The sequence below is a fragment of the Verrucosispora sp. WMMA2121 genome, from assembly GCF_027460185.1.
Taxonomy (GTDB): domain Bacteria; phylum Actinomycetota; class Actinomycetes; order Mycobacteriales; family Micromonosporaceae; genus Micromonospora; species Micromonospora palythoicola.
This window is the reverse complement of the sequence record NZ_JAPZBH010000004.1, coordinates 215,774-239,423: the sequence shown is the minus strand read 5'-3', so window position 1 is coordinate 239,423 and position 23,650 is coordinate 215,774. Positions and strand designations below refer to the sequence as shown.

General features: G+C 72.5%; 18 protein-coding genes. 7 read left to right on the top strand and 11 right to left on the bottom strand.

Going from position 1 to position 23,650, the window contains the following annotated elements; all coding sequences use genetic code 11:
- The first annotated feature begins 14 nt into the window (after nt 1-14).
- Together O7605_RS01675 and O7605_RS01670 are read left to right on the top strand one after the other, a co-directional pair.
- Nucleotides 15-185 (top strand): hypothetical protein, encoded by a 171-nt coding sequence (locus tag O7605_RS01675; RefSeq protein WP_269737579.1) that lies wholly within the window; start codon nt 15-17, stop codon nt 183-185.
- Nucleotides 186-404: 219 nt separating this feature from the next.
- Nucleotides 405-3,302, top strand: coding sequence for an ATP-binding protein (locus O7605_RS01670; RefSeq protein WP_269737578.1), 2,898 nt, complete (start codon nt 405-407; stop codon nt 3,300-3,302).
- Nucleotides 3,303-3,405: 103 nt separating this feature from the next.
- Here O7605_RS01670 and lipA read toward each other — a convergent pair whose 3' ends face one another.
- Entirely contained in the window at nt 3,406-4,398 is a 993-nt protein-coding gene (gene lipA / locus O7605_RS01665; protein ID WP_269737577.1) for a lipoyl synthase, read from the bottom strand.
- A gap of 445 nt (nt 4,399-4,843) precedes the next feature.
- Here lipA and aspS point away from each other — a divergent pair, with 445 nt between their 5' ends.
- Nucleotides 4,844-6,130, top strand: a complete 1,287-nt coding sequence (aspS, locus tag O7605_RS01660) for an aspartate--tRNA(Asn) ligase (RefSeq protein ID WP_269737576.1) — start codon at nt 4,844-4,846, stop codon at nt 6,128-6,130.
- A gap of 168 nt (nt 6,131-6,298) precedes the next feature.
- On the opposite strand, the gene lipB is transcribed toward aspS, so the two are convergent.
- Nucleotides 6,299-6,943: a lipoyl(octanoyl) transferase LipB gene (gene lipB / locus O7605_RS01655; protein ID WP_269737575.1), complete on the bottom strand. Its 645-nt coding sequence runs from the start codon at nt 6,941-6,943 to the stop codon at nt 6,299-6,301.
- A gap of 89 nt (nt 6,944-7,032) precedes the next feature.
- A complete protein-coding gene (locus O7605_RS01650; protein WP_269737574.1) occupies nt 7,033-8,853 on the bottom strand; it encodes a DUF2079 domain-containing protein in 1,821 nt (606 codons plus the stop codon).
- Nucleotides 8,854-9,035: 182 nt separating this feature from the next.
- Between O7605_RS01650 and O7605_RS01645 the strand changes: the two genes are divergently transcribed.
- Nucleotides 9,036-10,265, top strand: a complete 1,230-nt coding sequence (locus tag O7605_RS01645; protein ID WP_269737573.1) for an extracellular catalytic domain type 1 short-chain-length polyhydroxyalkanoate depolymerase — start codon at nt 9,036-9,038, stop codon at nt 10,263-10,265.
- A 100-nt stretch (nt 10,266-10,365) separates the two neighbouring features.
- Here the strand turns inward: O7605_RS01645 and O7605_RS01640 are convergent, their stop codons facing one another.
- From O7605_RS01640 to O7605_RS01625, 4 genes are all read right to left on the bottom strand, one after another.
- Nucleotides 10,366-11,277: a TIGR01777 family oxidoreductase gene (locus tag O7605_RS01640; protein WP_269737572.1), complete on the bottom strand. Its 912-nt coding sequence runs from the start codon at nt 11,275-11,277 to the stop codon at nt 10,366-10,368.
- 47 nt (nt 11,278-11,324) lie between these two features.
- Nucleotides 11,325-12,332 carry an aldo/keto reductase gene (locus tag O7605_RS01635; RefSeq protein WP_269737571.1) on the bottom strand — a complete coding sequence of 336 codons (1,008 nt, stop codon included), beginning with the start codon at nt 12,330-12,332 and terminating at the stop codon, nt 11,325-11,327.
- A gap of 79 nt (nt 12,333-12,411) precedes the next feature.
- Entirely contained in the window at nt 12,412-13,734 is a 1,323-nt protein-coding gene (locus O7605_RS01630) for a low temperature requirement protein A (RefSeq protein ID WP_269737570.1), read from the bottom strand.
- Nucleotides 13,735-13,779: 45 nt separating this feature from the next.
- The gene (locus O7605_RS01625; RefSeq protein ID WP_269737569.1) at nt 13,780-14,358 is read right to left on the bottom strand and encodes a TetR/AcrR family transcriptional regulator; all 579 of its coding nucleotides are present in this window, start codon (nt 14,356-14,358) and stop codon (nt 13,780-13,782) included.
- A gap of 137 nt (nt 14,359-14,495) precedes the next feature.
- Here O7605_RS01625 and O7605_RS01620 point away from each other — a divergent pair, with 137 nt between their 5' ends.
- Complete coding sequence (locus O7605_RS01620) at nt 14,496-15,440, top strand: SDR family NAD(P)-dependent oxidoreductase (RefSeq protein ID WP_269737568.1); 945 nt, start codon at nt 14,496-14,498, stop codon at nt 15,438-15,440.
- A gap of 81 nt (nt 15,441-15,521) precedes the next feature.
- Here O7605_RS01620 and O7605_RS01615 read toward each other — a convergent pair whose 3' ends face one another.
- The 3 genes from O7605_RS01615 to lpdA all read right to left on the bottom strand — a co-directional run bounded on the left by O7605_RS01615 (nt 15,522) and on the right by lpdA (nt 20,081).
- Nucleotides 15,522-16,625: an IS30 family transposase gene (locus tag O7605_RS01615; RefSeq protein ID WP_269737567.1), complete on the bottom strand. Its 1,104-nt coding sequence runs from the start codon at nt 16,623-16,625 to the stop codon at nt 15,522-15,524.
- Between the two features lie 144 nt (nt 16,626-16,769).
- A complete protein-coding gene (gene sucB / locus O7605_RS01610; protein WP_269737566.1) occupies nt 16,770-18,617 on the bottom strand; it encodes a 2-oxoglutarate dehydrogenase, E2 component, dihydrolipoamide succinyltransferase in 1,848 nt (615 codons plus the stop codon).
- A gap of 72 nt (nt 18,618-18,689) precedes the next feature.
- Nucleotides 18,690-20,081, bottom strand: a complete 1,392-nt coding sequence (gene lpdA, locus O7605_RS01605) for a dihydrolipoyl dehydrogenase (RefSeq protein ID WP_269737565.1) — start codon at nt 20,079-20,081, stop codon at nt 18,690-18,692.
- A 179-nt stretch (nt 20,082-20,260) separates the two neighbouring features.
- Between lpdA and O7605_RS01600 the strand changes: the two genes are divergently transcribed.
- Entirely contained in the window at nt 20,261-20,590 is a 330-nt protein-coding gene (locus O7605_RS01600; RefSeq protein WP_269737564.1) for a hypothetical protein, read from the top strand.
- A gap of 122 nt (nt 20,591-20,712) precedes the next feature.
- Here O7605_RS01600 and O7605_RS01595 read toward each other — a convergent pair whose 3' ends face one another.
- Nucleotides 20,713-22,284: a leucyl aminopeptidase gene (locus O7605_RS01595; RefSeq protein ID WP_269737563.1), complete on the bottom strand. Its 1,572-nt coding sequence runs from the start codon at nt 22,282-22,284 to the stop codon at nt 20,713-20,715.
- Between the two features lie 163 nt (nt 22,285-22,447).
- Here O7605_RS01595 and gcvT point away from each other — a divergent pair, with 163 nt between their 5' ends.
- The gene (gene gcvT / locus O7605_RS01590; protein ID WP_269737562.1) at nt 22,448-23,572 is read left to right on the top strand and encodes a glycine cleavage system aminomethyltransferase GcvT; all 1,125 of its coding nucleotides are present in this window, start codon (nt 22,448-22,450) and stop codon (nt 23,570-23,572) included.
- Nucleotides 23,573-23,650: the final 78 nt, after the last annotated feature.

Below are 23,650 nucleotides of genomic sequence, written 5' to 3'. Positions count from 1 at the left end.
GCAGGGAGCGCGACATGTTCGGTCACGACGCCAATCTCATGCTCACCCTCTACCGTACGCACGCGGCGGAGCTGCGGGCCGACGCCGCCCGGGACCGGCTGGCGCGGTCGCTGCCGCACCGCTCGGCACGCGGTTGGCTGCACCGCCGGCAGCATCGGACGCACACCGACGAGGCCCGCCACTGAGCCGTGGGGGAGGACCAACCGCACCGTTCCCGCCCCGACACCACCACCGGTGTCGGGGCCGGCGGGAGTACGGTCACCGGCGGAGGCACCGCCACCGGCACGACCACCGGGGCCGGCACGATCACGGGCAGCGCGACAGGCACCAGCAGCGGCCCGGCGGACGGGGCCGGGGGGAACGGCCGGCGGGGCGGCGAGGCCGGGCGTGGCATGCTCGGTGCCGTGACCGTCCGCCCCACCAGTACCGTCCTCGTCGGCCGCCAGCGGGAGATGACCCGGCTACGCGAAGCGGTCGCCCGCGTCCGCGCCGGGGAGCCGGTCACCCTCCTGGTCGGCGGCGAGGCCGGGGTCGGCAAGACCCGCCTGCTGGAGGAGTTCGGCCGCGCCGTCGGTGACGACGCCCGCCTGCTGGTCGGGCAGTGCCTCGAACTCGGCGAGGCCGGCCTGCCGTTCGCCCCGTTCGCCGCGGTCCTGCGGGCGGTGCTGCGCCGCGACGGGACCGGCGTCCTCGACGGGTACGACGCCGAGTTCGCCCGCCTGCTGCCGGAGCTGGCCCGTCCGGCCGGCGCCACCGCACCCGCCGTGGCGCACCCCTCGGACGCCCCCCGGGGTTACCTGTTCGACCTGGTCGCCCAGCTGTTCGGCCGGCTCGCCGCCGCGCGACCACTGATCGTGGCGATCGAGGATCTGCACTGGGCGGACCGGTCGACCCGCGATCTCATCGGTTTCCTGGTGCGGGCGGGCCACCCCGGCCCGCTGCTGCTGATCTGCACCTATCGCACCGACGAGCTGCACCGGGGCCACCCGTTGCGGCCCTTCCTGGCCGAGCTGGACCGGGCCCGGGGCGTCGAACGGGTCGAGCTGTCCCGGCTGGAGCGGGACGGCACCGGGGCGGTCCTCGCCGGGCTGCTGGGCGCCGAGCCGGCCGCCCGGGCGGTCGACGACATCCACGACCGTACGCAGGGAAACCCCCTGTTCATCGAGGAACTCGCCGCCGCCGGCAGTCCGATCGGCTGCGCCGCGCTGCCGGAGACACTGCGCGATCTGCTGCTGGCCCGGGTCGACCGGCTGCCCGAGTCGGCCCAGCGGGTGCTGCGGATCGCCGCCGCCGGCGGCAACCGACTGGCACACCAACTGCTCGCCGAGGTCGCCGGACTGCCCGAGGCGGAGCTGGACGACGCGGTACGGGCCGCCGTCGCCGCGCAGCTGCTGGTCGCCGACCCGGACGGTGACTACGAGTTCCGCCACGCGCTGGTCCGTGAGGCGGTCCACGACGAGTTGCTGCCCGGCGAACACGCCCGGCTGCACGCCCGGTTCGCCGCGGCCATCGAGGCGCAGCCGCACCTGGTCGCCGCCGGCCGGGCACCGGCCGAGATCGCCCACCACTGGTACGCCGCCCATGACCACCCCCGGGCCCTGGTGGCCGCCCGGGCGGCCGCCGACGCCGCCGCCGACCGGTACGCGTACGCCGAGCAGACCCGGCTGCTGGAACGGGTGCTGGAACTGTGGGAGTTGGTGCCCGACGCCGCCGACCGGCTCGGCATGGACCACCTCGCGCTGGTGGAGGAGACGCTCGGCGCGGCGACCACGGCCGGTGACTACCAGCGTGCCCTGACCCTGACCCGGGCCGCGCTGGACGAGGTCGACACCGGTGCGGAGCCGCTGCGCGCGGCGCGGTTGCTGGATCGGCGCGGCCGGATGCTGGCCATGCTCGGCAAGAGCGACGGCGCCACCGAGCTGCGGGAGGCGTACCGGCTGGTGTCCGGGGTGTCGGACGGCCCGGACCGGCTGCGGCTGCTCGCCGACCTCGCCGATCACCTGGCCCGCATCGACCACGCCGACGCGGCCCGGATCGCCGTCGAGGTGGTGACCGCGGCGCAGGCGGCCGGCGCTGACGGTGCCCTGCTGCAGGTGCAGTTGGCGGTGCTGAAACGCCGGGAGGGCGCGGCGGATCTGGGGCTGGCCGAGCTGCGCCGCTGCGAGGCGCTGGCGCGGGCCGCCGGGGACGCTCCGGCGCTGGTCAGCGCGCTGGTGCACATCTCCGACGTGCTGTACGAGCTGGGTCGGTACGACGAGTCGGCACAGGCCGCCGCCGACGGGGTGAGCGAGGCGCGTCGGGTCGGCATCAGCCGCTCCACCGGGGCGTACCTGCTCTCCAACCGGGCGGAGGCGCTGCTGGCGCTGGGCCGTTGGGCGGAGGCCGACCAGGTGTGCGCCGAGGCGGCCCGGCTCGACCCGCCAGGTGTCTCCGGGCTGCACTGGCTGCAACTGCGGGCGGCACTGCGACTGGCACAGGGGCATCCCCGCGCCGACGAGACGGTCGCCCGGGCGCTGAGCTTCCTCAGCAAGCCGTACCTGCATCCGCACAACCGGCTTCCGCTGCACCTGCTGCGGCTGGAGGCGGCGCTCGTGGCCGACGACCGGGCCGAGGCGCTGGGGGCGGCGCGGGCGAGCCTGACCGACCCGGCGATCGTCGACTGTCCCCGCTACAGCTGGCCGCTGCTGGCGGCGACGGCGCGGGTCGCCCGACACGTCGCCGCCGAGGCCACGGCCGCCGAGGTCGCCGCGTTGGCCGGCGGCGTCGCGGCCCGCTTCCCCGCCGAGAAGGCGTACGCCGCCGAGGTGATCGCCATCGTGGGATCTGGTGCCGAGGCGTCCGACACCGAGGCGCTGGCCGCCTGGCGGACGGCGGTCGCGGCCTGGCGGACCGCCGGTCAGCCCGGGGAACTGGCCCGGGTGCTCCTCAGTTACGCCGAGGCCGCGGCGGGGGCGGGACAGCGGGACGCGGTGGGTGCGGCGGTGAGCGAGGCGGCCGGGCTCGCCGACGGGCTCGGCGCGGTCCGGCTCGCCGAGCGGGCGGCCACCCTCGCCCGCCGGGTCGGCCTGCGTGCCGTGGGCCGGGGCCGGCCCGGCGCGGATCCGCTGACCGAGCGGGAACGCGAGGTGTTGCGCCTGGTCGCCGCAGGACACAGCAACAGCCGCATCGCCGAGCAGTTGTTCATCTCGCCCAAGACCGCGAGCGTGCACGTCTCCCGGATCATCGCCAAGCTGGACGTGACCAACCGGGTGGAGGCCGCCGCCCTCGCCCACCGCCTCAACCTGCTCACCGACAAACCCTGACCTCACCCCAGACCTAGTCGATCTTGCACGTCCGGTCGGTGCGAATGCCGCACAAGCCGCAGGACGGCGACCAAGACCGCGAGATCGACGGGGTCAGGGGTGGTCAGCGGGTGGGGAGGGGTGCGTGTTCGCGGGCGGCGAGCGCCTGCTGGTAGAGGCGGCCGGCGCGGTAGGAGGAGCGGACCAGGGGGCCGCTCATCACACCGGCGAAGCCGATCTCCTCGGCCTCCTCGCGCAGCTCGACGAACTCCTCCGGCTTGACCCAGCGTTCCACCGGGTGGTGCCGGGGGGAGGGGCGCAGGTACTGGGTGATGGTGATCAGCTCGCAGCCGGCGGCGTGCAGGTCGCGCAGAGCCTGGGAGATCTCGGCCCGCTCCTCGCCCATCCCGAGGATCAGGTTGCTCTTGGTGACCAGGCCGTCGGCGCGGGCCTGCCGGATGACGTCCAGGGACCGTTCGTAGCGGAAGGCCGGCCGGATCCGCTTGAAGATCCGGGGGACCGTCTCCACGTTGTGCGCGAGCACCTCGGGCCGGGCGCCGAAGACCTCGGCGAGCTGCTCGGGTACCGCGTTGAAGTCGGGGATCAACAGCTCGACGCCACAGCCCGGCTGCAGGGCGTGGATCTGCCGGACCGTCTCGGCGTAGAGCCAGGCCCCGCCGTCGGGCAGGTCGTCGCGGGCGACGCCGGTGATGGTGGCGTACCGCAGCCCCATCGAGACCACCGACTCGGCGACCCGACGCGGCTCGTCGGCGTCGAACTCGGCCGGCTTGCCGGTGTCGATCTGGCAGAAGTCGCAGCGGCGGGTGCACTGGTCACCGCCGATGAGGAAGGTGGCCTCGCGGTCCTCCCAGCATTCGTAGATGTTGGGACAGCCGGCCTCCTGGCACACCGTGTGCAGCCCTTCGCGCGAGACCAACCCGCGCAGCTGGGTGTACTCCGGGCCCATCTTGGCCTTGACCTTGATCCACGGCGGTTTGCGCTCGATCGGCGTCTCGGCGTTGCGTGCCTCGATCCGCAGCAGTCGCCGCCCCTCGGGTGCGGGCGTCGCGGTACTCGCGGCCTGGCCGGTCGTCGGCGCGGAGTGCTCGATCGTCACAAAACGAGCCTACGCCGGACGGCGGCGGTCGATGAACGGCGGGCGACGGCCGTCACCCCGGAAATGCTGTGACGCCGGACACCGGAGCCGGGAAAACCACGTAACAGGACGGTCCGGCGAGGTGTTACGGTGCCCGACGAACAGCGACGACGGAGCCGAGTAGCGCACCGACCCGCCAGTTGAAGAGAGCCGCCGGTTGCTGCGAGGCGGTCTGGCGCCGGCCCGCGAAGACCCTCCCGAGCCGCGGGAAGAACGGCGTACGGTGCCGGCCCTGGTGGAGCGGGGTCACCCCGGCCGCCCAGTAGACCCCGCCCGGCTGGCCCCGGTGAAAAGGCGACGAACGAGGCTCCCGTCCCGTCGGGAGCGAAGGTGTGGTGGCACCGCGAGGTTTCCCGCTCGCCCACACCTCCCGGGGATCGCGTTGCGATTGATCGAGGAGGTAGCCATGCAACGCATCCTGTCCGACCAGCTCACGCCGTACACCGGGCGCACCGTCCGGGTTGCCGGCTGGGTCCACCGCCGCCGGCTGCTCAAGTCGGTGGCCTTCCTGATCGTCCGGGACGCCGCCGGGCTCGCGCAGGTGGTCGTCACCGACCCCGCGGTGCGCGCCGAGGTCGCGGCGCTGCCGGAGGAGACCGTCGTCGAGGTGGTGGCCACCGTGGTCGCGAACGCGGCGGCCCCCGGCGGGTTGGAGCTGACCGAGCCGACGGTACGGCCGCTCGGCCCGCCCGCCGACACACCGCCGTTCGACCTCTACCGACCCGACCTGACCGCCACCCTGCCGACCCAGCTGGACCACGCCCCGCTCGCCCTGCGCCACCCGACCCGGTCGGCCGCGTTGCGGATCTCGGCCGCTGCGGTGGCCGGCTTCCGGGCCGCCCTGGACGCCCGCCGCTTCGTGGAGATCCAGACGCCGAAGGTGGTCGCCTCCGCAACCGAGAGCGGGGCGAACGTCTTCGCCCTGGACTGGTTCGGTCGGCCCGCGTTCCTGGCCCAGTCGCCGCAGTTCTACAAGCAGCTGATGGTCGGGGTCTTCGAGCGGGTGTACGAGGTCGGGCCGGTGTTCCGCGCCGAACCGCACGACACCGTGCGACACCTGGCGCAGTACACCTCGCTCGACGTCGAGCTGGGTTTCGTCACCGACCACCGGGACGTGATGGCGGTGCTGCGGGACACCCTCGCCGGGATGCTCGACGCGGTCGGTGACCGGGCCGGTGCCGCGCTGGCCGCCCTCGGCGTCACGCCCCCACCGGTGCCGGACCAGATCCCGGCGGTGCACTTCACCGACGCGCTGCGGATCGCCGGCGCGCCGGCCGACGAACCGGACCTGGCCCCGGCGCACGAACGGGCGCTGGGGGAGTGGGCCCGGCGCGAACACGGGTCGGAGTTCCTCTTCGTCACCGGGTACCCGATGGCGAAGCGGCCCTTCTACACCCATCCGGACCCGGCACGGCCGGGCTACTCCAACGGCTTCGACCTGCTGTTCCGGGGCCTCGAGCTGGTCACCGGCGGACAGCGGCTGCACCGGCACGCCGACTATCTGGCCGCGCTGACCGCCCGAGGTGAGCCGGTGGAGCCGTACGCCGGCTACGTCGACGCCTTCCGCCACGGCATGCCCCCGCACGGCGGCTTCGCCATCGGCCTGGAACGCCTCGTCGCCCGCCTCACCGGCGCCCCCAACATCCGCGAGGTGACCCCCTTCCCCCGCGACCTCCACCGCCTGACCCCCTGACCCCCTGACCCTTCAACGTCCGACGGGACCACCACCGCCGGCGGCGCTCTTCGGAGTGCTGCTCGGGCTCGGTCGCACGAGGAGTTGACCAAGAAGTTTGCGTCCGGATCCGCGCCCTGGCCCGACGCAAACTTCTTGATCAACCAAGGGTCTGGTGGGTGGGGTGGTTCAGGGGGTGGGGTGCAGGGTGGGGAGGTGGCGTTCGACTGTGGGGAGGACGTCGGTGACGGTGACGGGGCGGTTCAGTTCGGCGGTCAGCGAGGTGACGCCGGCGTCGCGGATGCCGCAGGGCACGATCCGGTCGAAGGCGGTCAGGTCGCAGTCGCAGTTGATCGAGAAGCCGTGCAGGGTGACACCCCGGGCGACCCGGATGCCGATCGCGGCGACCTTACGCTCCGGGCCGCGGTCGTCGGCCGGCACCCAGACCCCGCTGCGTCCCTCGACCCGGCCGGCGGTCAGGCCGAACTCGGCGCAGACGTCGATCAGCAACTGCTCGACCCGGCGCACGTACGCGACCACGTCGACCGGGTCGGGCAGGCGGACGATCGGGTAGCCCACCAGCTGGCCCGGGCCGTGCCAGGTGATCTTGCCGCCCCGGTCCACGTCGATCACCGGGGTGCCGTCGACCGGACGGTCCCACGGCTCGGTGCGCTTGCCCGCGGTGTAGACGCTCGGATGTTCCAGCAGCAGCACGGTGTCATTCTGCCCGCCGGTGACCACCGCCTCGTGCAGGCGACGCTGTTCGTCCCAGGCGGCGGCGTAGTCGAGGACACCGGCGCGTACGGCCGTCAGGCCGGAGGTCGTCACGGTCACCCGTCCAGCCTAGACCCGTACCCGCTGGTCACCAGTGGTGAGCCGGCTCACCGCCGGACCCGCCGCGTTGGCCGCCGGACCCGCCGCGGTCACCGGCGGACCCGCCACACCCAGACGTCCTCGACCCGTTCCGGCTCGCCGAAGAGCAGGACCAGGGTGCGGCGGACGGCCTCCTCGTCGACCGGCCACTTGGCACCGTGCACCTCGTCGGCGAGCACCACCGTCTCGATCCGCCAGTGCTCCAGGTCGGCGCGCACCTCCTCGCGGGTGCCCTCGGTGACGATCGGCGGCAGCCCGGTGCGGGCGGCCTGGTCCAGCAGCGCGCCGAACGGGCGCGGCACCGGACCGATGCGGCCCCGGTCGTCGGGACCGCCGGGGCCGAGGAAGAACCCGGACGGGATGGCGAACTCGCCCTGCCGGTGCGCCAGCGCGTACGCCTGCCAGCGTTGACCGTCGGGGTAGACGTCGAGGGTGAGCGGTGCCGGGGTCAGCACCCCGCCGGGGGAGACGTGGTCCCGCCAGGCGCCGGAGGTGATGAAACGGGGAATCGGCTCGCGTTCGCTGGTCAGCAGCGGGGTGGGGAACAGGGGCACCAGGGCCACCGCGAAGCCGACGGTCCACGCCACCGCCGCCGGGCGCGACGGCGGGCGGCGCCGCAACTGGTCCACCGCGTACGCCAGCAGCAGGCCGATCACCGGCGTCACCACGAGCGCGAACCGGGCGGGCAGCGCGGCGTTCACCACCGGCAGGTGCCCGAGCAGGTCGAAGGGCATCGGCAGGTCGGTGCGCCGGCCCTCGACCTTGGCCACCGGCCCGAAGGAGAGCGCGGTGAACACCACCGCGAGGATCCCGAGGGCCCACAGGGTCGCCCGCCGGCGTGCGTCACCGCCCCGCCACAGCAGCACGAAACAGCCGATGGCCAGCACCAGCAGCGGCAGCCCGAAGAAGGAGTTCTCCTCGGTCGGGTTCGGTGCCAGCGAGGTGCCGAACCCGGCCTCGCCCGCCAGCGAGCGGCGCGGGTAGGCGGCGTACGCGGCGATGTCCTCGGAGTGGATCACCGCGTCGAAGCCGGTGCCGTGGAACCGCTGCGGTCCGGCGAAGTGCAGCCACAGCGGGTACGCCAGCAACACCCCGGCCACCACCGCGGTGACCACCAGCCCGCGCAGGAACGACGGCAGGACGGCGCGGGCCTCCGCCCGGTTGGCCGGATGCAGCGCCCAGACCGCGACGAAGAGACCGAGCGCCAGCGCGGTGAAGAACAGGCCCTCGGCGGCGATCGAGAAGGCGACCGCGACGAGTACGCCGAGGATGGCGCCGTCGCGCAGCCAGTGGCCAGGGCGGCGCAACGCGAACAGCCGCCACACCAGCAGTGGTACCAGCCAGCCGGCGGTCCAGTTCAGGTGGGCGTTGGCGTGCGAGACCATCCCGGGGGAGAAGCCGATGAACAGCCCGCCGACCGCGGCGGCGAGCGGGCTGCGGACCATGTGCCGGGAGAGCAGCCAGTACCAGGCGATGGCGGTGGCGGCCAGGTTCAGGGTGAGGATCACCAGGAAGGTGGCCGGCGGGCCGATCAGGTACGTCAGCGGGGCGAAGACCGCCGCGTACACCGTGATCGAGGTGTTGACCGCGAGGTTGACCCCGTCGGGGACGTTGATCAGATAGGTGTAGAGCGGGTTGTCCCCGTGGGTCAGCGCGTGCCCGCCGAAGGCCAGCAGCCACTCGAACAGCGCCTGGTCGCTGGAGTTGACGGTGATCGTCCGTCCGTTCGGGTCGATCCACAGCCCGCTGGTCACCCAACCGGCCAGCGCCAACGCGACCAGCACCACGATCAGGTCGGTACGGCGGTCGCGGGCGACCCGCGACGGCGACGGTGAGGCGGGCGCGGACGCCACGGACGGGGAGGTGGGCACCTAGCGGACGTTACCAACCGCACCGGTACACGCCGGTCAGACCCGGCAGGTAGCCGCCGGCCCGCCGTGCCACACCCGGGCATCGACGAATGTGTGCACGGCCACCATGTCATCGGTGCGACACAACTGCGTAACGTCGCGGCAATCATTGGTGACCCAGCTCACACCCTATGGAGGCTCTCGTGCGCCGCACCCGTACCCGGCTCGCCGGTGCGCTGGCCGGGCTGGCCCTGGCCGCCACCGCGCTGGTGGCCGTCGCCGCGCCCGCCCAGGCCGCAACCCTGACCCAGGTCACCGGCTTCGGTTCGAACCCCGGCAACCTCGCCATGTACGCGTACCGGCCGGACAACCTGCCCTCCGGTGCCCCGGCCGTGGTGCTGCTGCACGGCTGCGCCCAGAACGCCAGCGGCTACTTCACCAACTCCGGCTGGCAGAAGTACGCCGACCAGTGGCGGTTCGCGCTGATCGTGCCCGAGCAGCGGTCGGCCAACAACTCCAGTTCCTGCTTCAACTGGTTCGAGACCGGCGACACGACCCGGGGGCAGGGCGAGGCGCTCTCCATCAAGCAGATGGTCGACCACGCGCGGTCGGCGTACGGCACGGCCGCCAACCGGGTCTACGTCAGCGGGCTGTCGGCCGGCGGGGCGATGAGCGCCACCATGCTCGCGACCTACCCGGACGTCTTCGCCGGTGGTTCGGTCATCGCCGGGCTGCCGCACCGCTGCGCCACCAGCATGGTCAACGCCTTCTCCTGCATGAGCCCGGGTGTGGACAAGACTCCCGCGCAGTGGGGCGACCTGGTCCGCAACGCTTACCCCGGATACTCCGGTGCCCGTCCGAAGGTGGCCATCTGGCACGGGACCAGCGACTACACGGTGGCGACGGCGAACGCCACCGAGTCCCGTGACCAGTGGACGAACGTGCTCGGTGTCTCGCAGACGCCCACCAGCACCCGGCAACTGCCGGCCGGCACCAGCGTCGAGGTGTACGGCAACGACGTGGTCCGGGTGCACCGGGTATCCGGGATGGGTCACGGCACCCCCGTCGACCCGGGCTCGGGCGCGGAGCAGTGCGGCACCGCTGCCGCGTACTTCCTGGACACCATCTGCTCGACGTACCACGACGCGCTCTTCTTCGGCCTGAACGGCGGCACCACCCCGCCCCCCACGACGACCCCGACCCCGAGCCCGACCCCGACCGCGAGCCCCACCCCGACGGCGAGCCCGACCCCCACCGCCGCCCCGACCTGCGTCACCGCCAGCAACTACGCCCACGTCACCGCCGGCCGCGCCTACCACTCCGGCGGCTACGCCTACGCCACCGGCTCCAACCAGCGCATGGGCCTGTACAACACCTTCTACACCACCACCCTGCGCCAAACCGCCCCCAACCACTGGGTGATCGGCTGCTAACCCCACCCCCACCCCGTTGATCATGAGGTTGGCGGCAGTCCTGGAGATCATCTTCGCCGCCAACCTCATGATCAACGCGTGCACGGAGAGGGGCGGGCGGTCAGTCGTGGAGGGCGGCGTGGAGGGCGGCGTGGAGGGCGGTGCGGAGGTCGGGGTGGCGGAAGGTGAACTGGGCGCGGTTGAGGACGCCGGGGAGGACTCGGGTGCTGGTCAACGCCTCCTGGGCGAAGCCGCCCAGGGCCACCTTCAGGGCCAGCGCCGGGATCGGGATGACCGCGGGGCGGTTCAATTGGCGGGCCAACTCACGGGTGAACTCGGCGTTGGTGACCGGGGCCGGGCCGACCACGTTCACCGGTCCGGCGAGGTCGGCCCGGGCCAGCAGGAACGTGGTCGCGTTGAGCCAGTCGGTCATCGAGATCCACGGAATCCACTGCCGGCCGCTGCCGAGCCGACCGGCGATACCCAGCTTGAACGGCAGCAGTTGCGGCTTGAGCAGGCCACCGTCGCGGTGCAGCGGCAGCCCGGTACGCAGTCGCACCACCCGCACCCCGGCGTCCTCGGCCGGCCGGGTGGCCGCCTCCCACACCCGGGCCACGTCGGCGAGGAAACCCTCGCCGGCCGGCGCGTCCTCCTCCACCACCCGGTCACCGGTGTTGCCGTACCAGCCGATCGCCGAGGAGTTCAGCAGCACCTCCGGTCGGTCCGCGACGGGCAGACCGGCGATCGTGGTGGCCAGGGTGGTGGTGGTGTCCACCCGGCTGGACCGGATCAACTGCCGGTACCTGTCGTTCCAACGCCGGTCGCCGACGCCCGCGCCGGCCAGGTTGATCACCGCGTCGGCCTCGGCGACCACCGCCGGGTCCAACTGCGCCGCCGACGGCGACCACTGTCGCTCGTCGGCGGCGCGCGGCGGGCGTCGTACCAGCCGGGTCACCTGGTGCCCGTCGGCCACGAGCAGGTCGACCAGCCGGGTGCCGAGGAAGCCGGACGCGCCGGCCATGAGGATCCGCATGCCCTCCATCTTCGGGTACGCGCGACGACCCGGCCCGGTCGAGTCGGTCACGCCGGCGTGACGGCCCCGTTCGAGCGAAGCGCCGACAGGTGCCGCTCCACCTCGTCGTAGGCGTCGGCGGGCAGCGGCCCGAGGGTGAGCACCCGGGTGTTCTCCTGCACCTGGGCCACCGTGCGGAACCCGGGAATCGGCACCGTACGCGGGCTGCGCGCCAGCAGCCAGCCGAGCGCGCCCTGGGCGAGGGTACGGCCGTCGACGGTGAGCGCCTCGCGTACCCGAGCCACCCGCTGCGCCCACTGCGGTGCCGGCTGGCCGTCGGTGAACCAGGGCAACCACTCCGGTGCCCGCCCCCGCACGTCGTCGTCGCCCAGCGACCGGGTGGCGGCGGTGAGCAGCCCCATCGCCAGCGGCCCCCGGTTGATGCTGGCCAGGTCGTACGTGTCGCAGACCGCGAGCATCTCGGCGTTGTCCCGCAGCACGGACTGGTCGTGCTGGATCGCCGTGCAGTGCGGGGCGGCCGGGGCGAAGGCGGCAGCCGAGGCGGGGTGGTCGGTGCTCCACCCGTACGCCCGGATCTTGCCCTGGGTGACCATGCTCTCCAGCGTGTCGACCAGGTCGAGTGCGAGCGCCGGCGCCAGGTCGTTCAGGTGCAGTTGCAACAGGTCGACGTGATCGGTGCCGAGGCGGCGCAGCGACGCCTCCAGGCTGGCCACCGCGTATTCGGGACGGTGGTCCTCGCCGGTGGCCCGGCGGGTCGCCTCCTCGGCGGTGTAGCCGAACTTGGTGGCGAGCACCACCTGGTCGCGACGGCCGGCGAGCGCCCGGCCCAGCACCCGCTCGCTGTGGCCGGCCCCGTAGTTGCTGGCCGTGTCGAAGAAGGTCACCCCGTGCTCGATCGCCGCGTGCACGGCCCGCACCGACTCCTCGTCGTCCACCTCGCCCCAGCCCAGCGGCTGCCGGTAGTCACCCCACAGTGGCCCGCCGATCGCCCAGCAGCCCATGCCGATGGCGCTGACCTCGATGCCGCTGCGACCCAGTTTCCGTGTCGTCGTCATGCGGGCAAGCGTCGCGCTTGGAGCGCACTCGAAGTCAAGCGCAGCACCGCTCAGCCGCTGCGACCGGCCATGTCGGCGGTCACGTCGTGCCGGGGGGTTGGCCGTGCCAGCGGGCGCGGTAGGCGGCCTCGTGGGTCTCGTGGGCGGTCCGCTCCTCGAAGACCACCGCGCGCAGCGTGTGCCGGGCTTCGGCCATGAAGACGACCTCGGCGAAGACCAGGCCGACGCAGATCGCGGTGAGCAGGCCGAGGGCGACCAGCCCGGGCAGCGGCATGGCGACCGGGATGGCGGCGAGCAGGACGACCAGGGTGGCGACCCGGGTCCAGCTCAGCGTGTGCAGGGTACGGAGCTGGAAGGCCATGTTGCCGAGCAGGTAGAGGAACACCCCGCCGAACAGCATCGGCACGTTCGCCCCGTGGGCCCGCTCGGCGACCGGCACGCCGGGTTCGGCGACGTCGTGCACGATGCCCTCGGCGCCGAGGGCGAACAGGATGATCCCGGCGATCATCGGCAGGTAGAGGTAGGCGTAGGCGTCGCGGGCCATCAGCACCCGGGCGCGACCCAGGCTGGCGTGCAGGGCGATCCGGGCGGCCGGGCCGATCAGGTCGTAGTGCACCCACCACAGGGCGGCGGTGAAGAAGATGCCGAGCACCGCGGCGGTCACCCCGGGCCAGGTCGGCGCCTGGCCGAGCAGGTTGCTGCCGACGCCGACGGAGATCACCGACTCGCCGAGCGCGATGATCAGGATCAGGTCGTACCGTTCGGTCCAGTGCTCCGCCGAGGTGACCTGCCAGCCCCAGGTACGGGCCAGCAGACCGGTGCCGTACTGGAGCAGCACCACGCTCACCCAGAGTGCGTCGCGGACGAGCGCGGCGGTCCCGGCATCGGCGATGTGGGTGGGTAGCAGGGCGGCCACCAGCAGCAGCGCGGTGCTCAGCGCCAACTCGGGGGCGTACCGGAGCAGTTGTCGGCGTTCGGTCGGGTTGTCGCGCACGACGTGCAGGAACAGGATCAGATGGATGGCCCGGATGACCACGTAGCTGACCGCGACCACGACCGGACCCGCCTCCTCCTTGTGGTCCATGAACGCCTGCGGCAGGGACAGGGCGAAGCAGAACAGCGCGGCCATCCCGACGACCATCAGCACCGGCACGAAACCCTCGCCGATGCGGATCCGGGTGGCCACAACCGTGTGCACCACCCAGCACCACCAGAGCACGGCCAGCACCAGTGCGGCGTGCAGCAGTTGGCGGCCGTTGATGTTGGCGGCGGTGGCGCGGGTGATGATGAAGAACGAGAAGACGAAGACCAGGTCGAAGAAGATCTCGAACTTGTCGACCCGGGCGCCGGGCGCGATGCCGACGGCCGGCCCGAGCCGCCCCCGCCAGCCCACGTCGCCCACGGGCTGAGTCTGGCAGCGCCGACCTGGACGTACGCCCGTTTCCGATCAGTCCGGCCGGCGGTACCGCAGGCCGTCCATCAGCAGGTCGAGCAGGCGGCGGGCCTGGTCGCGCTGTTCCCGGCCACCGGCGGCGAGCGAGACTCCGCTGAGCCCGGCGAGGACGTCACCGGGGTCCACGTCCGATCGGACGGTGCCGGCCGCCGCGCCCGCCGCCAGCAGCCGGTCCAGGGCGGCGAGCAGTCGGTCCCGGCTCTGCGCGAACGGGTTGGTGCCGGCGGCGATCACCAGGCGCAGCGCGTCGGCCATCTCCCGCTTGGTGGCGAGGTAGTCGATGAAGCGGTCCATCCAGGCCCGGATCGCCGCCTCCGGCGGCAGTTGGTCGAGCAACTCCGCGGCCGAGTCGCAGAGCCGCTCCAACTCGTTGCGGTAGGCGGCCTCGACCAACGCCTCGCGGGTGGGGAAGTGCCGGTAGAGCGTGCCGATGCCGACTCCGGCGTCGCGGGCGATCTGTTCCAGGGTTACCTCCGCACCGGACCGGGAAAACGCCCGGACGGCCGCCTCCAGCAACCGCTGGCGGTTGCGCAGCGCGTCGGCACGCAACGGTCGGGATGGCTGCTCCGGCACGTACTCCTCCTGACGGTCGGCCTCCGTCCGGTTGGCAAACGGAGGACCCTCCGGTTAGCCTGGCGGTAACGGAGGAGCCTCCGCTTCTCATCGTAGTGGCGGACAGAGTCGCCGCACACCTGAGACAAGGATGGATCATGACCATCGGCACACCTGTCAGCACCCCGTTCACCGCCGAGTCCACCGCGCTGGAGGTCGTCGCGGGCATCGACCTCACCGGTCGTCGAGCCGTCGTCACCGGCGGCGGGTCGGGCATCGGTGTGGAGACCGCCCGGGCGCTCGCGTCCGCCGGTGCCGACGTCACCCTCGCCGTCCGCAAGCCCGAGCAGGGGGAGCGAGCGGCGTCGGAGATCATCGGTACGACCGGCAACGACCGGGTCAGCGTCGCCCCGCTCGACCTGGCCGACCCGGCCTCGGTGGCGGCCTTCGTGGCGAACTGGGACGGCCCGCTGCACATCCTGGTCGACAACGCCGGCATCATGGCCTCGCCCGAGATGCGTACCCCGCAGGGCTGGGAGATGCAGTTCGCCACCAACCACCTCGGGCACTTCGCGCTCGCCACCGGGCTGCACCCGGCCCTCGCCGCCGCGCAGGGCGCCCGGATCGTCTCGGTCAGCTCGGCGGCACACCTGCGCTCGCCGGTCGTCTTCGACGACATCAACTTCGAGCGCCGGCCCTACGAGCCGTGGGCCGCGTACGGGCAGTCCAAGACCGCGAACGTCCTCTTCGCCGTCGAGGCGAGCCGGCGCTGGGCGGACGACGGCATCCTGGCCAACGCCCTGCACCCCGGCGCGATCCGCACCAACCTCCAGCGCTACGTGACCGAGGAGGAACTGGCCCGGATGCGCGCCCAGAGCGGCCCGGCCACGGCATCCTGGAAGACCCCGGAGCAGGGTGCCGCCACCTCGATCCTGGTCGCCACCTCGCCCCTGCTCGACGGCGTCGGCGGCCGCTACTTCGAGGACTGCCAGCAGGCCGGTCCCAACCAGCCCGGCACCCGCACCGGCGTAGCCGACTACGCCCTAGACCCCGACTCTGCCAACCGCCTCTGGACCCTCAGCACCCAAACCCTCACCCCCTGATCCCCTGACCCCGGATCTCCCCGTTGATCATGAAGTTGTTGTCGGGCCACGCCGCTTGGGGTCAAGGGGTGAGTGCAATCGTTAGGGAGCGATGAGGTGCGCGAGGCGTTGGGCTGGGGTGTCCCAGTCCAGCGTTTCGCGGGGTCGGGTGTTGAGTTCGTGGGCGACCTCGTCCAGGCCGGTCTGGTCGATGGTGCGGAAGTCGTAGCTGCTTTTGGGGAAGTACTGGCGCAGTAGGCCGTTGGTGTTTTCGTTGCTGCCGCGTTGCCAGGGGCTGTGGGGGTCGCAGAAGTAGACCGGGCAGCCGGTGGCGACGGTGAATCTCGGGTGGGTGGCCATCTCGGTGCCTTGGTCCCAGGTCAGTGACCGGCGCAGGTGTGCCGGCATCCGGGTGGCCAGGGTGGTGAGCACGGCGATGACGGCTTCGCTGTCACGGCCGTTGGGTAGGGCGCCGAGCATCACGTAGCGGGTGCTGCGTTCGACCAGGGTCACGATCGCCGAGGCGCCGGCCTTGCCGATGACCAGGTCACCTTCCCAGTGCCCGGGCACGGCCCGGTCAGCGGCCTCCGCGGGCCGGGTGCTGATGTGCAGATCCCCGATCCAGGGCCGCCGGCGACGGGCGGCACCCGCGGCGCGTGACTGCGGGCGCCGCTGGGTACGACCCGAACGCAGCGCCACCTGCCGACCCAACTCCGCGCGCAGGTTGCCCCGCGACTGCACGTAGATCGCCTGGTAGATCGTCTCGTGGGACACCTGTGACTCCGGACGGTCGGCGTACGTGGCCCGCAACCACGCGGCGATCTGCTTCGGAGACCACCTACGCGCCAGTTTCCCCGCCACCGTGTGCCGCAGCCGCGTGCCCGGCCGAAGCTTCGACGCCTGCGGCCGCCGCCGAGCCGCGTCAGCCCGCCGCTGCGCCCACTGCGCCTGATACCCCCACCGATACGGCCGACGAGCCCGCCCGGGCGGCAACGACCGCCCGAGCGGATTCTTCGTCCCGTGCCGCGCACTGTGATACCGCGCGACCTCCCGCGACACCGTGCACACCGGCACGCCTAACAGCCCCGCGATCTGCGAGATCGTTCGCCCCGACCCCCACAAATGCTCCAACACCTGCCGATGCCCGAACGTCACCACACCCGGCCTGGCCACCAACACCTCCAGCACAACCAAGATCAGTTGCACTGAACCCTAGAATCCGCCCCGAACCCGGCGACAACAACTTCATGATCAACGCTCCGAGGGGGCGGGGCGGTGGGGGTGGGGGCGGGACGGTAGGGCGCCCCGGTCCGGGGGACCGGGGCGCCCTGTTTGGGTGCGTTGGGAGGGTTAGAGGCCCAGTTCGGCTTCGAAGTTGCCGGCCTCCAGGCGCTCCTTGACCGCGGTCAGGAAGCGGGCCGCGTCGGCGCCGTCGATCAGTCGGTGGTCGTAGGACAGCGCCAGGTAGACCATCTGGCGTACGGCGATGACCTCACCCAGCTCCGGGTCGTTGACCACGACCGGACGCTTGACCACGGCACCCGTACCCAGCATCGCCGACTGCGGCGACGGCACGATCGGGGTGTCGAAGAGGGCGCCCCGGCTGCCGGTGTTGGTCAGCGTGAAGGTCGCACCGGCGATCTCGTCCGGGCTGATCTTGTTGGTCCGGGTCCGCTCGGCCAGGTCGGCGACCCGCTTGGCGATGCCGCCCAGGTTGAGGTCACCGGCGTTGTGGATGACCGGCACCAGCAGGCCCCGCTCGGTGTCCACCGCGATGCCGAGGTTCTCGGCGTCCGGGTAGGTGATCGTCCCGCCGTCCAGGTCCATGCTGGCGTTGACGATCGGGTACGCCTGGAGCGCCTCGATGGCCGCGAGGGCGAAGAACGGCAGGAACGACAGCTTGACGCCGTGCCGCTGCTGGAACGACTCCTTGGCCTGCGCCCGCAGCTTGGCGATCTTGGTGACGTCCACCTCGACCACCGTGGTCAGCTGCGCCATCTCGTGCAGCGACGACAGCATCCGCTTGGCGATGGCCGCGCGGATGCGGGGCAGCTTCTCGGTGGTGCCCCGCTTGGCGCTCGGCTGCGGCTTGGCGGCCGGCTTGGCCGGGGCTCCGGCCGTCGGCTGGGCCGCCGGAGCCGGCGCGGCCTTGGCGGCCTTGGCCTGCTCCGCCGCGTCCAGCACGTCCTGCTTGCGGATCCGGCCGCCGACCCCGGTGCCGTTGACCGAGGCGAGGTCCACGTTGTGCTGGCTGGCCAGCTTGCGTACCAGCGGGGTCACGTAACCGGCCGCCTGCTCGCCACCGTTGGACGGTGCCGCCGCGCGTTGCGGTGCCGGAGCCGCCGGCTGCGCCGCCTGCTCCGTCTTGACCGGTTCCTGCGCCGTCTCGGCCTCGGCGGCCGGCTCGTTGTACGACATGCCCGGCGTCGGTTCGGACACCTGCGGCTCCGGCTTCGCCTCGGGCTCGGGCTTCGGCTCCGGCTTGGCCTCGGGCTCCGGCTTGGCCTGCGGCTCGGGCTCCGCCTCCGCTTCGGGCTTCGGCTCCGGCTTCGACTCGGCCGGGGCGCCACCGGCGGCACCGACCACGGCCAGGGTCGCGCCGACCTCGGCGGTCTCGTCCTCGGCGACCTTGATCTCCAGCACGGTGCCGGCGACCGGCGAGGGGATCTCCGTGTCGACCTTGTCGGTGGAGACCTCCAGCAGCGGCTCGTCGACCTCGACGTTCTCGCCGACCTGCTTGAGCCAGCGGGTGACCGTACCCTCGGTGACGCTCTCGCCCAGGGCCGGCATCTGCACCGGGGTGCCCTCGCCCGACGGGGCCGCCTGCGCCGGCTGCTCGGCGGGCTCCTCGACGGCCGACTGCTCCGCCTCGGCCTGCGGCTCCGCCGCCGCCTCGGCGGCCTGCTCGGCGGGAGCCTCCTCCTGCTGCTGCGGGGCGGCTCCACCGCCGGCCGACTCGCCCTCGCCGGAGATCACCGCCAGCTCGCTGCCGACCTCGGCCGTCTCGTCCTCGCCCACCACGATCCGGGTCAGCACCCCGGCCGCCGGGGACGGGATCTCGGTGTCGACCTTGTCGGTGGACACCTCGAGCAGCGGCTCGTCGACCTCGACGGTGTCACCCTCCTGCTTGAGCCAGCGCGTGACGGTGCCCTCGGTGACGCTCTCGCCGAGCCGGGGCATGGTGACCGATACCGGCATGTTCTCCAGACTCCTTCATTTCCCTGGTGGGGGGAGCGCCGCCCGTCGCCGGACGCCGCGGATACGTCGTGATCAGGCGTGCGCGTGCAGCGGCTTGCCGGCAAGAGCGAGGTGCGCCTCGCCCAGGGCCTCGTTCTGCGTCGGGTGGGCGTGCACGAGCTGCGCCACCTCGCCCGGGTACGCCTCCCAGTTGTAGATCAGCTGCGCCTCGCCGACCAGCTCGCCGACCCGCGCGCCGACCATGTGCACGCCGACCACCGGACCGTCCTCGACCCGCACCAGCTTCACGAAACCGGCCGTCTTGAGGATCTGGCTCTTGCCGTTGCCGCCGAGGTTGTAGTTGTAAGTCTTGATCTTGTCCGCGCCGTACTGCTCCTTGGCCTTCGCCTCGGTGAGGCCGACCGACGCCAGCTCCGGGTCGCTGTAGGTGACCCGGGGGATGCCCGCCTCGTCGATCACCGCCGGGTTCTGGCCGGCGATCTCCTCGGCGACGAAGATGCCCTGCTGGAAGCCGCGGTGGGCGAGCTGGAGGCCGGGCACGATGTCGCCCACGGCGTAGACGTTCGGCACGTTGGTGCGCAGCCGCTCGTCGGTCAGCACGTAGCCCCGGTCGACCTTGACGCCCTGCTCCTCGTAGCCGAGGTCGGCGGTGTTCGGGCCCCGGCCGACCGCGACCAGCAGCAGCTCGGCCTCGACGGTGTCGCCACCGGCGATGGTCACCTTCACGCCGCTGTCGGTCTTCTCGACCTTCTCGAACGGCTTGCCGACCTTGAAGTTGATCTTCCGCTTGCGGAAGGCCCGCTCCAGCGCCTTCGACGACTCCTCGTCCTCGGCGGCGACGAGCCGGGGCAGCGCCTCGATGATCGTCACGTCCACCCCGAAGGACTTCCACACGCTGGCGAACTCGACGCCGATCACCCCGCCGCCGAGCACGATCGCCGAGGCGGGGACCCGGTCCAGGGTCAGGGCGTGGTCGCTGGTGATGACCCGCTCGCCGTCGATCTCCAGGCCCGGCAGGCTCTTGGCGTACGACCCGGAGGCCAGCACCACGTTGCGGCCGGTGTACCGCTTGCCGTCCACCTCGACCGCGTTGGGCGCGACCAGCTTGCCGTGCCCCTCGACGATGGTGATCGACTTGTTGCCCTTGAGCATGCCCTGCAGGCCCTTGTAGAGCCGCGAGATCACGCCGTCCTTGTACGAGTTGACCCCGGCCATGTCGATGCCGACCAGCTCGGCCTTGATGCCGAACTGCTCCGACTCGCGGGTCTGGTCGGCGATCTCGGCCGCGTGCAGCAGCGCCTTGGTCGGGATGCATCCGTTGTGCAGGCAGGTGCCCCCGAGCTTGCCCTTCTCCACCAACGCCACGGAAAGGTCCAACTGGGCGGCGCGCAGGGCGGTCGCGTAACCGCCGCTACCACCTCCGAGGATGACGATGTCGAAGGTTGCGTCGTTCGGCTCGCTCACGTCCAACTCCCAGGTCGCTTCGCTGCATCGGGGGTCACGGCGGGGTAACACGGACACACCCCACCTCGGCCATCTTGTCACCACCGCGTCGCACCCGCGTACCGAGGTGCCCAACGACACGTCGCCGCCACGTACCCTTGGCTCTGCCTTCGATACGCCACGACTGGGGAGACGGCTCGGTGGGACTGTTCCGGCGAAGCAAGCGACCACGCGCGGCTGACCCTGACCGTACGGCCAATCGTGCCGATCTGGAGCACCTTGAGAACTTCGTCCGGACCCGTAAGGGCGTCGAGGCGTACATCGAGCCGCGTACCACCGTCACCGAGACGACCGTGATCCTGATCGCCGACGACGGGGAGTGGACCCGACGCCGGATCGACGGGCCGGACGGCGCGCGGCGGTTCGCGTTCCGGCTGAGCATCCCGATCTACGACGTGGCGCTGATGGGCTACCCGCAACGGATGCGCGACTACAACGAGCGCCGCAAACGCCGCCCCGAGCAGTACTGACCCGCTCCCGCGCCGCGCGCTGTCGCCGGCGGGCGGCAGCTTCGGGGAAGTTGCCGCCTCCCGTCGCGTGGACACAGCAACTTCCCCGAAACTGATCGAACCTTGCGCAGCCCGCGCAGGGCTCAGCCGTTGGCGGCCACGTCGTCGATCAGGTGCAGCAGGGTGCGGACCGGGACGCCGGTGCCGCCCTTGGTCCAGTAGCCGGTCGCCTCGCCCGTGTGGTACGACGGGCCGGCGATGTCGATGTGTGCCCAGGCGACGTCGTCGGTGACGAACTCGCGCAGGAAGACACCGCCCTGGAGCATGTGACCGGCCCGGTCCATGCCCGCGTTGACCTGTGAGATGTCCGCGACGTCGGAGTCCATGCCCTTGCGCACGTCGTCCGGCAACGGCATCGGCCAGGCCGGCTCGCCGACCGCGTCACCGGCATCACGGACCCGCTCGCACAGCTCGGCGGTACCCATCACGCCGGAGATCCGCTTGCCCAGCGAGACGACCTGACCGCCGGTCAGGGTGGAGGTCTCGAACAGGTAGTCGCAGCCGTCGGCGCAGGCCCGGGCCATCGCGTCACCGAGGATCATCCGGCCCTCGGCGTCGGTGTTGAGCACCTCCACCTTCTTGCCGTTGAACATGGTGACCACGTCACCCGGCCGGTACGAGGTGCCCGACGGCATGTTCTCCGCCATCGGCACGTACCCGGTCACCGTCACCGACGGCTTCAGCTCGGCCACCGCCAGCATGGTGGCCGCCACCGCCGCCGCACCGGCCATGTCGGACTTCATCTCCCACATGCCCTGGGCCGGCTTGATCGAGATGCCACCCGTGTCGAAGGTGATCCCCTTGCCGACCAGCGCGACCCGCTTGCCGGTGCCGCCACCGGCCGGGGTGTAGGTCAGTTTGACCAGTCGCGGCGGAGCCTCCGAGCCCTGACCGACGGCGATGATGCCGCCGTAGCCGCCCTCGCGCAGGGCGACCTCGTCGAGCACCTCGACCGCCAGCCCGGCCGCCCGGCCGGCCTCGGCCACCGCGTCGGCGAAGGCCGGCGGGCGCAGCTCGTTCGGGGCGATGTTGACCCAGTCGCGGGTACGCCGGACCGCGCCGGCCACCGTGCCGGCCCGGGTCACCTCGGCCTGCGCTGCCGCGTCCGCGGCGTCCGGCACGGCGACGAGCACCTCGGCGACCGGCTCGCGGCGGGTCGGCTGCGGCCGGGTCTTGTACCCGGCGAAGCGGTAACCACCCAGCAGCGCGCCCTCGGCGACCGCGCGCAGCGCGTCGGCGGCGTCGGCGTCGTCCGGCAGCGGCAGCGTCATCGCCACCCGGGAGGCGCCGGCCAGGGCCCGCACGGCGGCGCCCGCCGCCCGGCGCAGCGTCTCCGGGGCGGGCGCCGCGCCGCTGGGCTCCGGGCCGAGGCCGACAGCGGCCAGCACCGGCGCGGTGACCGTGCCCAGCGTCGCCAACTTGATCACCTCGCCGGGACCGCCGGTCGCGCCGAGCAGCGCCAGCGTCTCGGTCAGCTTGCCGTCGAACGCGGCGGCGATGCTCTCGGCGCCGCTGGCGAGCAGCAGGGTGCCGGCGAGGCCGCGGGTGGCGTCCTGCTCGCCGGTCGTACTGTGCACGCCGATCACGATCGCGTCGACGGCGAGTTCGGCGGGGTCGGTGTCGACCAGGCTCAGGGTGGTGCTGGGCGATGTCACGGAGGCTGCTCCCGGGCGGGCCGGGCCGGTCGCGTGGTGGCGTACCGGCGGTGGAGTTCCCCGGCGGATGATTTACCCGCCGGACGTCATTGCTGCCCCGCCGGGTGATCCGGCGGTCCCGCCGATGCTAACCAGCCCGGTGCGTCCCGGTAAGTTGCCACCCATGACCGAGGTGACCACCGACGCCGCCGCGACCCGGCTGCGTCGTTCTCCGCTGGCCGGCCGGCACACCGCGCTCGGCGCCAAGTTCGCTCCGTTCGGTGGCTGGGAGATGCCCCTGGAGTACGCCGGCGGCGGGGTGCTGCGCGAGCACACCGCGGTGCGTACCGGCGTCGGCGTGTTCGACGTGTCACACCTGGGCAAGGTGCGGGTGACCGGGCCGGGAGCGGCGGAGTTCGTCAACGCCTGCCTCAGCAACGACCTGGGGCGCATCGGGCCGGGGCGGGCGCAGTACACCCTGTGCTGCGACGAGGCGACCGGCGGCGTGGTGGACGACATCATCGCCTACCTGCACGCCGACGACCACGTCTTCCTCATCCCGAACGCGGCGAACAGTGCCGAAGTGGTACGCCGGCTGCGCGCCGCCGCGCCGCCGCAGGTCACGGTCACCGACGAGCACGAGGGGTACGCCGTACTGGCGGTGCAGGGGCCCCGGTCGGCGGACCTGCTGGGCGCGCTCGGCCTGCCCACCGGGCACGGGTACATGAGTTTCTCGCCGGCGGCGCTCGGCCCGGTCGAGCTGACCGTGTGCCGTACCGGCTACACCGGCGAGCTGGGCTACGAGCTGGTGGTGCCGGCCGGTGACGCGGTCGCGGTGTGGGACGCGTTGTTCGCCGCCGAGCCGGCGCCGCAGGCGTGCGGGCTGGCCGCACGGGACACGCTGCGCACCGAGATGGGGTATCCGCTGCACGGACAGGACCTCTCGCTGGAGATCACGCCGGTGCAGGCCCGCTCCGGTTGGGCGGTCGGCTGGGACAAGCCGGCCTTCTGGGGCCGCGACGCGCTGGTCGCGGAGAAGGCCGCCGGTCCGGCGCGTACGCTGCGCGGCCTGGTCGCCGCCGAACGTGCCATCCCCCGCCCCGGCATGGCGGTCTACGCCGGCGACACCCGGGTCGGCACGGTGACCAGCGGCACCTTCAGCCCAACCCGCAAGCAGGGCATCGCCCTGGCTCTGATCGACACCGCCCCCGCCCTCACCGACGGCGCCGAGCTGCACGTCGACATCCGCAACCGCCGCACCCCCGCCCACCTGACCCGCCCCCCCTTCATCCACCCCTCCGTCAAATAACCCCACCCGAACCCCTTTGGCTCGCGTTGATCATGAGGTTGGCGGCAGCTTGAAGATCGACAAGTGCCGCTAACCTCA